The following is a 12621-nucleotide window of genomic DNA, read 5'->3' as shown; positions in this document are numbered from 1 at the left end:
CAGCCTGTCACTCAGACCTGCGGGTCGCCCACGTGCAGGATCTTCATGCCATTGGTGCCACCGGTGGTGTGGTAGCTGTCGCCCTTGGTCAGGATGACCCAGTCGCCTTTCTCTACGACGCCACGTTTGACCAGCTCGTCGATAGCTTTCTGGCTGACTTCGTTCGGTGCCAGCGAAGCCGGATCGAACGGAACGGTGTACACGCCACGGAACAGCGCGGTGCGCGCCTGGGCTTCACGGTGCGGGGTGAACGCGTAGATCGGCACCGAGGAACGGATGCGCGACATGATCAACGGCGTGTAGCCACTCTCGGTCAGCGCGATGATCGCCTTCACACCGGGGAAGTGGTTCGCAGTGTACATGGCCGCCAGGGCGATGCTCTGGTCGCAGCTTTCGAACTCTTTGCCGATGCGGTGACTGGAGGTCTTGCTGGTCGGGTGCTTTTCAGCGCCGAGGCAGATACGCGCCATGGCTTGCACGGCTTCCAGCGGGTACGGGCCGGCGGCACTTTCAGCCGAGAGCATCACGGCATCGGTGTAGTCGAGCACGGCGTTGGCCACGTCGGACACTTCGGCACGAGTCGGCATCGGGTTCTGGATCATCGACTCCATCATCTGGGTCGCCACGATCACCGCTTTGTTGTGACGGCGTGCGTGCAGGATGATCTTCTTCTGAATACCGATCAGCTCGGCGTCACCGATTTCCACGCCCAGGTCGCCACGGGCAACCATCACGGCGTCGGAAGCCTTGATCAGGCCGTCGAGGGTTTCGTCATCGGCCACGGCTTCGGCGCGTTCGATCTTCGCCACCAGCCAGGCGGTACCGCCGGCTTCGTCGCGCAGTTTACGGGCATATTCCATGTCGGCGGCGTCGCGTGGGAAGGACACGGCGAGGTAGTCCACTTCCATTTCGGCGGCGAGCTTGATGTCGGCCTTGTCTTTTTCCGTCAGGGCCGGTGCGGTCAAGCCTCCACCACGACGGTTGATGCCTTTGTGGTCGGACAGCGGACCACCGATCAGTACGACGCAATGCAGTTCAGTCGGGGTCGCGGTTTCGACGCGCATCACCACGCGACCGTCATCCAACAACAGTTCGTCACCGACGCCGCAGTCCTTGACCAGGTCCGGGTAGTCGATACCCACGACTTGCTGGTTGCCTTCGGTCAACGGGTGGCTGGTGGAGAAGGTGAATTGGTCACCGATCTTCAGCTCGATCCGCTTGTTGGCGAATTTGGCGATACGGATCTTCGGGCCTTGCAGGTCACCCAGCAGTGCGACGAAGCGGCCGTGCTTGGCGGCCAGATCACGCACCAACTTGGCGCGAGCCTTGTGCTCGTCCGGGGTGCCGTGGGAGAAGTTCAGACGGGCAACGTCCAAACCAGCCAGAATCAGCTGTTCGAGGACTTCCGGCGAGTTGCTGGCCGGGCCAAGGGTGGCGACGATTTTGGTACGACGGACGGACATGCACAGACTCCTGAGTTCAAGCGCTGAGGAAGGCTACTATGCTCTTTCGTTGTAGTCATTGTTCGTTTGCACTACTTATCGATGATTGACTTGTTTTCGTTGCGGCTGAATACGAACATCCTTGAAGATTTTCGACGAGGGGTCGATACACTGCACAAGACAGGAGAACCCTCATGCGAATTTTGCTCATTGCTGCCCTGGCCGTCAGTGTTGTCGGCTGCACTCGTTGGTCGATGGACCACCATCTGAACAATGCCTACCGCGCCTACAAGGTCGGTGACTGCGAGCGCGTTACCCTGGAGTTGTCCCAGGTCGACCGTGAAAGTCGCAGCCGACGTTATGTGCAGCCGGAAGTCTCGATGTTGCGCGGGCAGTGCCTGGAACGGCAGAAACTCTTCGTCGACGCGGTACAGACCTATCAATTCATCATCAATCAGTATCCGTCGAGCGAGTACGCCTACCGCGCCCGCGCGAGGCTCGACACCCTGCAACAACTGGGGCATTACCCAGGTGCAAGCATCGCGCAACCGCGCCCGGCTTCATTGTGATGGTATTCGTCATTTAATAACTGGCCTATCGCCAGTCATGGGCTATCCTTTGAGTGTTCGTTTGTACAACTTTCTGTGCAAACGCATGCGGGGCCCGGATTTGGTGGTTGTCCAGCAGCAAGCGATTGCCTGTTGTCGCACCGAGTTTCAGGGAGAGCGGGTGATCTTGCCCGTTCCGAATCACTGGCACGGCCGCACTCATGGCCATTGGATGGCGATCTCACCATGTTTACTGACCGGCGGATCGAGCGGCATCAGTTACCTTATTTTCTGCAAGTGTTTAATCGTCTTACCGACAAGCCCATCGGGTTTTTGGGCAATGTCTCGGAAGATGGGCTGATGTTAATCAGCCAACTGCCCATGATGGTCGACGTGGACTTTGAGCTGCGTTTGAAGATTCCGGCGGCTGACGGCACCTTCCATCCCATTGATCTCACGGCGAGCTGCCTATGGAGTCATGAGGATATCAACCCGCAACAGTATGACTCCGGGTTCAGGGTGCTCCAGGCACCCGAGGAATATGGGCAGTTGATCAACGTCTTGTTGCATTACTTCAGCTTTGATCCCTTGCAGGCTTCAGCTTAGGTAATGCGCGTTGGCAGGCATTTTCAGAGCACCCCGGCTTTCTTCCATCCCAGGTAGCGGGTGACCAACGCCGGTCCGAGCTCAGACGGCAAGCTGTCCAATAGGGACAGGCCTTGGGCGCTGAGGCGGTCATGCAGTTCGTTGCGGGCATTCAGGTAGTCGATGGTGCCGCTGTAGGCCAAGGCTTCGGGCAAGGTTTGTACGGGGGCTTGGCGCAGTCGGTCGAGGGCTTCCTCGCGCAGGCTGACCACGAGCACCCTGTGTTGACGACTGATACGCTTGACGGCAGCCAGCAGTGTTTCATCATCCTCATCTCGCAGGTTGGTTACCACGATCACCAATGCGCGCCGTTTCTGCCGGGCCAGCAGTTGGCTAGCCGCAGCCTGATAATCGGCAGTCCGTCGGGTGGTATCGAGGTCATATACCGCGTTGAGCAACAGGTTCAGCTGGCTACTGCCTTTGACGGGCGCCAGATAGCGTGGAAGGTCAGCGGCAAAGGTGCACAGCCCAACCGCATCACCCTGGCGCAAAGCGACATAGCTGAGCAACAGGCAGGCATTCAGGGCATGGTCAAAGTGGGACAGCTCATCGTCCTGGCTGCGCATGCGGCGGCCGCAATCGAGCATGAACACGATCTGCTGGTCACGCTCATCCTGATATTCACGAGCGATGGGTGTGCGTTGTCGGGCGGTGGCCTTCCAGTCGATCTGTCGCAGGCTGTCTCCCTCGCGAAACTCTCGCAACTGATGAAATTCCAGTCCCAAGCCGCGCCGCTGGTGTTGGCGCACACCCAGTTGGTTCAGCCAATTGTCCACCCCCAGTAGTTGGGCGCCGTATAGGCGGGCGAAATCCGGGTAGACGCGGGTGGTATCGCTCACCTCGATCAGTCGTCGTGCTGACCATAGGCCCATGGGGCTGGGCAGGTGAAGTTCGCAGCGGCTGAAACTGAAATGCCCACGCCGCATGGGGCGAAGGCGATAACCCAGTTCACTGCGTTCACCGGGCCGCAGCGCTATGGATTGGGGCATGTGTTCTACGGACAACCCGTCAGGGACATGATCGAATACCTGTACGCTCAGCGGCTGTCGGAAATCATGTTCGATAGCCAGGCGTATGTCTCCCCAGCGGCCCAGTGCCAGGCTCCCAGGCATCTGCCGTTGCACGCGGGGGGAAGGGCGGCTACGCAGGCGCATCGCATCCAGCAAGGCGAGCAGTAACAGTGCCAGTAGCAGCCCCCACGCGATTGAGTGCAAGGTGTCGGGCACCTTGAACTGCAACGCTGACGCAGTACCCAGCAGGATGCCCACACCCAGCAATACGCCAAGCCAGTTCAACAACAGACGGGTCGGTTTCATGGGTAACTCATTGCCGAGGTGCCGGGATCTGATCGAGCAATTGCTTGAGCACCTGGTCGACCTCCAGCCCATCGATATCCAACTCTGGCGCGATACGTACCCGATGGCGCAGTACTGCCAGGGCGCAACCCTTGATGTCGTCCGGGGTGACGAACTCACCCCCGCGCAACAAGGCGCGGGCACGCGCCCCGCGTACCAGGTCAATGGACGCCCGTGGGCCGGCGCCGATGGCTAATCCCGGCCAACTGCGCGTAGCGCGTGCCAGGCGTACGGCATAGTCGAGCACGTGTTCGTCGAGTGCCAGTTCACTGGCGATCTGTTGAAGCTGCAGCACACCTTCGGCTTGCAGCACCGTGTGTAAGGGATGTACATCCAGCATGTCGGCCCGAGACGAGCGCGTGACCTCACGCACCATGTCCACTTCCTGCTGCGCATCGGGGTAATCCATACGCACCTTGAGCATGAAGCGATCCAACTCCGCTTCCGGCAGGGGGTAAGTACCTTCCTGTTCGATAGGGTTCTGGGTTGCCAGCACCATGAACGGTTGGCCGATGGGCAGCGCCTCGCCTTCGAGGGTGACTTGCCGTTCCTGCATGGCTTCGAGCAACGCGGCCTGGGTCTTGGCCGGAGCACGGTTGATTTCGTCGGCCAGCAACAAGTGGGTGAATACAGGCCCCTTGCGCAGCTTGAACTGTTCGGTGTGCCGATCGTATACGGCGTGGCCGGTGACATCGCTGGGCATCAGGTCCGGGGTGAACTGGATGCGCGCGAAGTCGCCCTCGAAGCAGCGTGCCAGCGCACGCACCAGCAAGGTCTTGCCCAGCCCCGGCACACCTTCGAGCAACACATGCCCACCGGCGATCAGGGCGGTCAGGACATCGTCGATCACCGCGTCCTGGCCAATCACCGCTTTGCGCAATTCCGTGCGCAGGGCTTGGGCCTGTTCGCTGGCACGTTGCAAGGTATCGCGGTTCAAGGCAGTGGCGCTTGGAAGTTCACTCATAGGGCATTCCTGAGGGTTTGCAGGCATGCCACCTGCCGGCTGAAATCGGCGCTGGAAAGCCGTTTTGCCGGGAGTGGGCCAAGGGCCTGGCTGATGACGTGAGAGGGTTGGCGCGTCAGATGCTCGAGCACCCGCCACTGTTCTGCGTTGTCGAGGTGCTCAAAGCCGGGGTGACGATGCCGGACCGCGCGCAGGATATCGCGCTGCAAGGCATGCAGCAGCGTGCCCTGGCCACTGCGGCGGAGCAGGAAATCGGCGCTGGCCTTCAGGTGTTCCTGCAATTGGCGGCGAGCGTTGGAGGCTGGAGGTCGGGTTGGGCCTTGACGCATGCCTGCCCGCCACAATGCCAGGGCGATCAGCGAAATGAGTGCGACCAGGGCCTGGGGGAAGTACCGCATCAGCAAGCTGAGCAGGTCGTCGAAGTCACTGTTGAACAACAAGGTTACGGCCGTGCCCTGGTTCAGGTACCACAGCAGCCAGGCATTGTCGTGCTTGCCGATGTTCGGCGTTTTCCACAGGTCGCTGTCGGTGATCACCGTGACGTGGCCTTTCCCGAGGTCGAGTTGCATCAGGTGGCTCGACCTTGAGCTATTGGCAGAAAATTGGGCGAGGTGCTTCGGGTCGGTAAGATTGAAGTCTGTGTCGAAACTGAAGTAAGCCGATGGGTTTTCATTGTCGACGTAGAGTTTGGTGAGGTCGGGCGCCTTCTTTTTCAGAGACTTTTTGCTGGAAGGCGCAGGCTCCTCAGGCTCGTCGCTCAATGCCTGGTGGATCTGCAAGCGATCGAGCAGCAGGTCGCCACTTCTGCCGGTCTCTTCATCCCATAACGCCTCGGCCACCAGCAACAGATGGCCGCCGGATTGGGTCCAGTCCAGCAGTTGCTCTACCTGGCGTGGTGACATGTTGCTGCGTTCGCCGAGCAGCAGCAGGCTGTTGCCCTTGCCCGGCAAGGTCGTCAGCCGCTCCAGGCTATTGGCCTGCTCCACGGCCAGGCCTTGTTCGCGTAGAAAGTGTTCCGCCGCCAAGTACGGGTTGGCCAGGGCTTCTGGAGACGGACCACGATCCACTACCTCGTCGTAGGGAATTGCCTTGCTCCATGCATAGTAACCAGCGGCTCCAAGCAGGCACGCCAGCAATAATCCCACCCACAGTAAAGGCCGGTTCATGGGTTGCTCCCCACGTTGAACAGGGTGCGCCAATCACTGCACAGTTGTTGCTGTGCTGAAGGGGGAGGCAGGCAATGGCCGTAGGCGAGGTTCTGCCAGTGGTGGGTCAATTCGTTGCTGAACGCCAGCAGTCGTGGTTGTTGCAACTGGTTGACCCGTTCCAGGATCTGCCCTTCGGTGTCAGCACTTTTCAGCGGCACATTGAAGTCATGCAACAGCCGGCTGAGCAGACCGCGATACAACAGGCCAAGGGCTTCCCTTGGCTGGGTGGGCCACAGGCGCTCGGCGGCGCTGGCAATATCGTCGGGCAAAGTCTCGGAACCCAGTTCAAGGCCGAACAATTGCGTGGGTGCCGGTTTGACGTTTTGGGGCTTGCGTGGCCCGCGTCGGCTGACAAAGGTGCGCAACCACTCACGATAACGCCACACCAGCATGATCAATGCACCGACTATAAGTCCCCACAACAGCACCTCCAGCCCTTGTGCGATGTGTTTGAAGGTATTGCTGTTGAGGTTGTCCAGCAACGCCTTCAGCCAGTCCGGAAGCTTACCGTCACGGTGAGTCTTGTTTTTAACCGACGGCTTGTCTTCGCCAAAGCGATAGCGCGTGACGGTTTCCGGATTTTTGAAGGGCGGCTTTTCCAGCAGCGACTTGATGGATTGGCTCGCGCCCTGGGTGGTGAGTGGTTTTTTGGGGGGGGATGACGCTGCCATGACGGGCGGGCTGAAGGGGAGCAGCGTCAGCCCGATCATCAGCACTAGCAACGGCGCCACGTTGCTCAGGCGCTGACGAAGACGGCGAAAGACCAACTCCAGGTCCCAGGCCTCTAATACAGTGCGGCGATTCAGGTAGAGGCTGAAACCGCAGGCCACATAGATAGGTTCCCAAAACACCAGGATCAAGGCGTAGAAGACGTTGCTCAAGTGCTCCAGCCACAAGCCTTCCGAACTTGTCGCCAGTATCAGGCGCTGCCAATCCCAATCCAACTCGATGTTCTGGGGAATAAATAGATAGAAAAGAGTCATGCAGCCGAACCACAAACCGATCTCCAGATGCACCCCGATGGTGGTCAACCAGCGTGCGGCGCCAGCACTGCGTTGCTGCAGCACACCCAGGCGTTTTTGACGGGTGGGGCCATCCAGGCCTTCGAGTTGGCTCACCGGCATCACAAAGCTGCGGCTCAGGCTGAGTCGCCGCCAGGTCAGGCTGGCCAACAGTTGGCCTTTTAGCAGCCGTGGCCACTGGCGAACGGCCTGCTTGATGCTGGGCGTTTCGCCAAATAACGCCTTGGACAGGATATACAGTGGCAAGCGATCAAAGGCTGGTTTGAGCCACCAGAACACGAGTATCGCGGTGGTCGGGTACTTCCACAGCAGTGCCGTGAGCACGGCGAACACTGGCAGAGTCACCAACGCCCAACTGCCCATCAAGAGCAGGCAATGCTCACGGGCCATCAACACGCCGAGATCCATCGCTTCCCAGGCAGTACGCGGGCGGATTACCACGCTGGCATCACTCAGGCGCATGGCGATTCCTTCCGGCAAGGCCCAGGTAAGCAGTTACCAGCATCCACAGCGCCGCGCCAACCAGGTATTTGACCCAGGGCGCTATCAGGGTGGTGGATGACCAATACGCCTCGATGAAGGCCGCGATCAACAGGAATATCATCACACCACACAACATCTGCACGCTCTTGCGTGCCGCCAGCCGCAATGATTCGCCTCGGGTCAACTGCCCGGGAGCGATCAGCGCCCAGCCCAGTTGCAAGCCGGCGGCGCCAGCGAGGGCGATTGCGGTCAGTTCGAACGCGCCATGCCCGATGACGAATGACCAGAAGGTCTGGCCGTAGCCGATTTCGGTCAGGTGGCCGGAGACCGCACCGATGACCAGGCCGTTGAATATCAGAAAGAACACGCTGCCCAGGCCGAACAGCAAACCGGCGGCAAACGTCTGGAACGCGATACCGATGTTGTGCATCACGTAGTAGCCGAACATCATCCAGTTTTCGCTCGATGCACGCTCGGCGGTGCGGCCCAGGCGGCTGGCATCCGGGTCATACATGCCTTGCATCTCGGCAACCTGCTGGGGACTGACGATGCTGTAGATCAGGTCGGGAAACAGGTACACCAACAACGCGATACCCACCAGGCTGCCAAAGAACAGCAGGCTGGCGATCAGTACGAAACGCCACTGTTCCCGTACCAACCGAGGGAAATCGGCAAGTACGAACCCCAGCACATTTGCCGTCAGTTGGCTGCGATGACGGTAGAGCTGTTGATGACCGCGCAGGGCCAGTTGTTGCAACGGGTCTACCAAATAGCTGCTGTAGCCGCGTTCCTGGGCCAGGGCCAGGTGCTGGCACAGACGTCGATACTGCTGGGGGAAGTCGGCCAACTCACTGGCCGTCGCCTTGCCTTGCTCCAACTGTTGCAGGTGGTTGGCGAAGGCTTGCCATTGAAGCTGGTGACGGCTTTCGAAAAGACTCTGCTTCATGTCGGCCCCAACAGGCCACGGGCCACGCCGTTGAGTTGTTCCACGGCGCGAGCCGGGGATACTTGCAAGGGGGTGGCGAGTATCGAGGCCAACTCGTGAACGCGTTCGGCGGACAGCTCACCTTGGCGCTCTGCGAAGCCGAGGGTGGCCCGTTGCTCGTTCAGGTTCAGGGCGAAGGGCAGGCGCAAGGCCGCAGCTTGAGGAATACGGGGGCGCACCAGCGGCTGTTCCCGGTAGATCACCAGAGTGCCGGCGGCCAGGTCGCCCAGGCGCTTGAAATGAGGATGGTGCAGGCAGCTGATTGCGCCGAGGAAGTAACCGAATGGCAGCATGTCGACAAACCGCAGTAAATTGCGGATCAGTGACGCGGACCAGCCAATCGGCGTGCCGTCATCGTGTATCACCCGCAGCCCCATGACCTGTTTGCCAGGCGAGCACCCCTGGTTGAGTACCTCGAACAGCACCATGTACCACCAACTGATCAGGAACAGCAGCAGTGAGCCCAGGCCGATGCCAACGTTGCCAAGCAAGGCCAATGGCACCAGCAGAATGCCCATGACCACCGCGCGCAACCCCAGGTCGAAGGCAAAGGCCAGCACGCGCGGTACCAGGCCGGCGGGGCGCAGCGGCAGGTCAATGCCCTCCGGGGTCTCGATCTGGTAGCGGGTGTCCAACGGGGCTGACGGCATCGCGATCCTTGGCAGTGCAGAGTGGCTGGAAGACACGGATGCTAGCAGTGTCGGCGGTGGAAGCAACCATTCAAGGTTTTACTGGATGTTTGTACAGTTGATTTGGTGCTGGCCGTGGACGCCGTCCAGCGCCTAGACTTTGTCGCTCTTCAGTACAGGAATAGCCCGTGACCTCCATTTTCTGGTACGACTATGAAACCACCGGCATTAATCCGCGCAGCGATCGCCCGCTCCAGGTAGCTGGAATTCGGACGGACTTAGAGCTCAATGAGATCGGCGAGCCGGTCAATCTTTATTGTCAGCCCAGCGACGATATCCTGCCCCATCCCGTTGCGTGCGCGATTACCGGTATCACTCCCGCAATCCTCGCGGAAAAAGGCCTGGCCGAGGCCGACTTCATGACCCGGGTGCATGCTCAACTGGCTGCTCCGGGTACGTGTGGCGCAGGTTACAACACCTTGCGATTTGACGATGAGATGACGCGCTACAGCCTGTATCGCAATTTTTTCGACCCTTACGCGCGTGAGTGGCAGGGTGGTAACAGTCGTTGGGATCTGATCGACGTGATTCGCACCGCCTACGCGCTGCGCCCGGAAGGCATTGAGTGGCCGCAACAGGATGGGCGCGTCACGCTCAAGTTGGAGCGCCTGACCGAAGCCAACGGTATCGACCATGGCCAGGCACACGATGCGTTGTCCGATGTGCGTGCCACGATTGCCCTGGCGCGACGGGTACGTGAGAAACAGCCCAAGCTGTACGAATGGCTGTTTCAGCTACGCAGCAAGCAGCGGGTGATGGACCTGGTGCGTTTACTGCAACCCATGGTGCATATCTCTGGGCGTTTTTCCGCCGAGCGTCATTACCTGGGGGTCGTGCTACCGCTGGCGTGGCACCCCCGCAATCGCAATGCGCTGATCGTCTGCGATCTCGGGCTCGATCCCCAAGGGTTGCTGGACCTGGATGCAGATACCTTGCGCCAGCGCCTCTACACCCGTCGTGAAGATCTTGCCGAGGGCGAGTTGCCGGTCCCGCTCAAGCTGGTGTACATCAATCGTTGCCCTGTGGTTGCTCCCTTGAACGTGCTTCGGACCGAAGATCGTGAGCGTCTGCACTTGGACATGAATATTTATCAGGAGCGCGCCCTGCGGCTAACTGACGCACAGGAAGTTTGGCGCGACAAGTTGGCGGCCATTTATGCCGAAGAAGGTTTCGCGTCGAGTTCAGACCCGGAGCAACAGCTTTACGATGGCTTTATCGGCGATCGTGATCGACGTTTATGTGAACAAGTCCGGACGGCCGAGCCAGCGCAATTAGCTCGCCAGCAATGGCCTTTTGATGATCATCGCTTGCCTGAATTATTGTTTCGTTATCGCGCGCGCAACTTCCCCGATACCTTGAACAGTGAGGAGCAACAACGCTGGCAGCTTTTCTGTCAGCAACGTTTGTCGGACCCGGAGTGGGGCGCGCCGAATACCCTTGCGGCATTTAAGCAGGCTAAACAAGAATTTGCAGTTAGTGCGACACCTTTTCAGACCGAGGTGCTTGAGCGGTGGCAGGAATATGCAGACTCGCTGGCCCATAAGGTAAATCTGTAGTCGGTCTTCACTCAACAGACAGGCAATAAAAAACGCCAGCAGGCTGGCGTTTTTAATGTGTCGCGTATCAGGCGCAAGCCCGGCGAGGCTTAGCCCAGCAGGGTAGCCCAGCCTTCAACCACGTCACCGCCCCACTTGGCTTTCCACTCTTTCAGGGTTTTGTGGTTGCCACCTTTGGTTTCAATCACTTCGCCGTTGTGTGGGTTTTTGTACTGTTTGACTTTGCGGGCACGCTTGGTGCCGGTAGTTTTCACAGCGCCACGCGGTGCTTTAATTTTCGACTCTGGATCCAGCAGCGCGATGATGTCACGCAGGGATTTTGAGTATTCACCCATCAGGGCGCGCAGTTTGCCTTCGAATTCCAGCTCGGTTTGCAGTTTGTCGTCTTGAGACAGATTCTTCAAACGGGCTTGCAGCTCTTTGATAGCTTCTTCGGTGGCACGGTATTCGTTGATCAGAGACATGTGGACTACCTTATGTAGAGCGCTGATTGACAGGGCGAGTGGCCCAATAATAGTCAGGCAGTTTGCCCAAGTAAACATTTAAGCTCGTATTTATGTGAATTACTTTGAATGTTTGTAGCCTTGCTATGCATTTGAGTTAATTACTAGGGCGTAGGCCTTAAAGTAATCTCCTTGAAATACGCGGAACAGCCGTAGGGTCACGTACTAGACTCATATAAAGGTGGTAAAACCATAGGCTATTAAGGGGCAAAGCGTCGGCAGGCGATCAGAATAAGCGTCAACGAATACTGCAGTTTTCCTGCGCAATCGCTAGAATGGCGGCCTTTGCGAAGTTCTGGAGTTTCCCCCTAATGCGCACTTTTCGGCTGGTGATTGCTTGCCCGGACCGGGTCGGCATCGTTGCCAAAGTCAGTAACTTTCTGGCCTCCCACAACGGTTGGATCACCGAGGCGAGTCATCACTCGGACAATCTCAGCGGTTGGTTCTTCATGCGTCACGAGATTCGTGCCGATTCGCTGCCCTTTGGTCTTGATGCCTTCCGCGACGCGTTTGCGCCGATCGCCGAAGAGTTTTCGATGACCTGGCATATCACCGACACCGAGCAGAAAAAGCGCGTGGTGTTGATGGCCAGCCGTGAATCCCACTGCCTGGCCGATTTGCTGCATCGCTGGCACAGCGATGAATTGGACTGCGAGATCGCCTGCGTGATTTCCAACCATGATGACCTGCGCAGCATGGTCGAGTGGCATGGCATTCCGTATTACCACGTGCCGGTCAACCCGCAGGACAAGGAGCCGGCGTTTGCCGAGGTCTCGCGCCTGGTCAAGCAGCACGAAGCCGACGTGGTCGTGCTGGCGCGCTACATGCAGATCCTGCCGCCGGAACTGTGCCGCGAATATGCCGGCAAGGTGATCAATATTCACCACAGCTTCCTGCCTTCGTTCGTCGGTGCCAAGCCGTACCACCAGGCGTCCCTGCGTGGCGTGAAGTTGATCGGTGCGACTTGCCACTACGTCACCGAGGAACTGGACGCCGGCCCGATCATCGAGCAGGACGTGGTGCGTGTCAGCCACAGCGACAGCATTGAAGACATGGTGCGTTTCGGCCGTGACGTCGAGAAGATGGTGCTGGCCCGTGGCCTGCGTTACCACCTGGAAGATCGCGTGCTGGTGCATGGCAACAAGACCGTAGTGTTCTGATCGATCTGTTGTGATTGAAGAATGAAGGGCCTGGGCGTTAAATCGTTCCAGGCCCTTTTTT

12 protein-coding genes are annotated in these 12621 nt (G+C 58.9%); 4 read left to right on the top strand and 8 right to left on the bottom strand.

The window, feature by feature from the left end; genetic code table 11:
- Positions 1–11 precede the first annotated feature (11 nt).
- The gene (gene pyk, locus BMZ57_RS22920) at positions 12–1463 is read right to left on the bottom strand and encodes a pyruvate kinase (RefSeq protein ID WP_010208055.1); all 1452 of its coding nucleotides are present in this window, start codon (positions 1461–1463) and stop codon (positions 12–14) included.
- Positions 1464–1636: 173 nt separating this feature from the next.
- Here pyk and BMZ57_RS22915 point away from each other — a divergent pair, with 173 nt between their 5' ends.
- Positions 1637–2011 (top strand): tol-pal system YbgF family protein, encoded by a 375-nt coding sequence (locus tag BMZ57_RS22915; RefSeq protein WP_010208056.1) that lies wholly within the window; start codon positions 1637–1639, stop codon positions 2009–2011.
- 225 nt (positions 2012–2236) lie between these two features.
- A complete protein-coding gene (locus BMZ57_RS22910; RefSeq protein WP_010208057.1) occupies positions 2237–2596 on the top strand; it encodes a PilZ domain-containing protein in 360 nt (119 codons plus the stop codon).
- Positions 2597–2619: 23 nt separating this feature from the next.
- Here the strand turns inward: BMZ57_RS22910 and BMZ57_RS22905 are convergent, their stop codons facing one another.
- The 6 genes from BMZ57_RS22905 to BMZ57_RS22880 are packed head-to-tail and all read right to left on the bottom strand — an operon-like array spanning position 2620 to position 9302.
- Positions 2620–3951 carry a DUF58 domain-containing protein gene (locus tag BMZ57_RS22905; RefSeq protein ID WP_021491220.1) on the bottom strand — a complete coding sequence of 444 codons (1332 nt, stop codon included), beginning with the start codon at positions 3949–3951 and terminating at the stop codon, positions 2620–2622.
- 7 nt (positions 3952–3958) lie between these two features.
- Entirely contained in the window at positions 3959–4954 is a 996-nt protein-coding gene (locus tag BMZ57_RS22900) for an AAA family ATPase (protein ID WP_010208059.1), read from the bottom strand.
- Entirely contained in the window at positions 4951–6120 is a 1170-nt protein-coding gene (locus tag BMZ57_RS22895) for a DUF4350 domain-containing protein (RefSeq protein WP_069672756.1), read from the bottom strand. The genes BMZ57_RS22900 and BMZ57_RS22895 overlap by 4 nt, the downstream gene beginning before the upstream one ends.
- Positions 6117–7646, bottom strand: coding sequence for a DUF4129 domain-containing protein (locus BMZ57_RS22890; protein ID WP_042571231.1), 1530 nt, complete (start codon positions 7644–7646; stop codon positions 6117–6119). Before BMZ57_RS22890 ends, BMZ57_RS22895 begins: the two co-directional genes overlap by 4 nt.
- On the bottom strand, positions 7633–8613 hold the full coding sequence (locus BMZ57_RS22885; RefSeq protein WP_010208061.1) for a stage II sporulation protein M: 981 nt from the start codon (positions 8611–8613) through the stop codon (positions 7633–7635). The genes BMZ57_RS22890 and BMZ57_RS22885 overlap by 14 nt, the downstream gene beginning before the upstream one ends.
- A complete protein-coding gene (locus BMZ57_RS22880; protein ID WP_069672755.1) occupies positions 8610–9302 on the bottom strand; it encodes an RDD family protein in 693 nt (230 codons plus the stop codon). The genes BMZ57_RS22885 and BMZ57_RS22880 overlap by 4 nt, the downstream gene beginning before the upstream one ends.
- A gap of 167 nt (positions 9303–9469) precedes the next feature.
- Between BMZ57_RS22880 and sbcB the strand changes: the two genes are divergently transcribed.
- Positions 9470–10897 carry an exodeoxyribonuclease I gene (sbcB, locus tag BMZ57_RS22875; protein WP_069672754.1) on the top strand — a complete coding sequence of 476 codons (1428 nt, stop codon included), beginning with the start codon at positions 9470–9472 and terminating at the stop codon, positions 10895–10897.
- 89 nt (positions 10898–10986) lie between these two features.
- Here sbcB and mvaT read toward each other — a convergent pair whose 3' ends face one another.
- Complete coding sequence (gene mvaT, locus BMZ57_RS22870; protein WP_010208066.1) at positions 10987–11361, bottom strand: histone-like nucleoid-structuring protein MvaT; 375 nt, start codon at positions 11359–11361, stop codon at positions 10987–10989.
- 350 nt (positions 11362–11711) lie between these two features.
- On the opposite strand from mvaT, the gene purU reads away from it, so the two are divergent.
- The gene (gene purU, locus BMZ57_RS22865; protein ID WP_010208067.1) at positions 11712–12560 is read left to right on the top strand and encodes a formyltetrahydrofolate deformylase; all 849 of its coding nucleotides are present in this window, start codon (positions 11712–11714) and stop codon (positions 12558–12560) included.
- Positions 12561–12621 lie beyond the last annotated feature (61 nt).

This window comes from Pseudomonas simiae (assembly GCF_900111895.1).
GTDB lineage: Bacteria > Pseudomonadota > Gammaproteobacteria > Pseudomonadales > Pseudomonadaceae > Aquipseudomonas > Aquipseudomonas simiae.
Note: the sequence above shows the minus strand (reverse complement) of the source record. Positions and strands in the feature narration are given on the sequence as shown.

Excerpts from the sequence above, each read along its gene's own strand:
- BMZ57_RS22895 (WP_069672756.1), bottom strand. The coding sequence starts at position 6,120 with ATGAACCGGCCTTTACTGTGGGTGGGATTATTGCTGGCGTGCCTGCTT.
- BMZ57_RS22905 (WP_021491220.1), bottom strand. The coding sequence starts at position 3,951 with ATGAAACCGACCCGTCTGTTGTTGAACTGGCTTGGCGTATTGCTGGGT.
- mvaT (WP_010208066.1), bottom strand. The coding sequence starts at position 11,361 with ATGTCTCTGATCAACGAATACCGTGCCACCGAAGAAGCTATCAAAGAG.
- pyk (WP_010208055.1), bottom strand. The coding sequence starts at position 1,463 with ATGTCCGTCCGTCGTACCAAAATCGTCGCCACCCTTGGCCCGGCCAGC.
- BMZ57_RS22915 (WP_010208056.1), top strand. The coding sequence starts at position 1,637 with ATGCGAATTTTGCTCATTGCTGCCCTGGCCGTCAGTGTTGTCGGCTGC.
- BMZ57_RS22910 (WP_010208057.1), top strand. The coding sequence starts at position 2,237 with ATGTTTACTGACCGGCGGATCGAGCGGCATCAGTTACCTTATTTTCTG.
- BMZ57_RS22880 (WP_069672755.1), bottom strand. The coding sequence starts at position 9,302 with ATGCCGTCAGCCCCGTTGGACACCCGCTACCAGATCGAGACCCCGGAG.
- BMZ57_RS22885 (WP_010208061.1), bottom strand. The coding sequence starts at position 8,613 with ATGAAGCAGAGTCTTTTCGAAAGCCGTCACCAGCTTCAATGGCAAGCC.
- BMZ57_RS22890 (WP_042571231.1), bottom strand. The coding sequence starts at position 7,646 with ATGCGCCTGAGTGATGCCAGCGTGGTAATCCGCCCGCGTACTGCCTGG.
- BMZ57_RS22900 (WP_010208059.1), bottom strand. The coding sequence starts at position 4,954 with ATGAGTGAACTTCCAAGCGCCACTGCCTTGAACCGCGATACCTTGCAA.
- purU (WP_010208067.1), top strand. The coding sequence starts at position 11,712 with ATGCGCACTTTTCGGCTGGTGATTGCTTGCCCGGACCGGGTCGGCATC.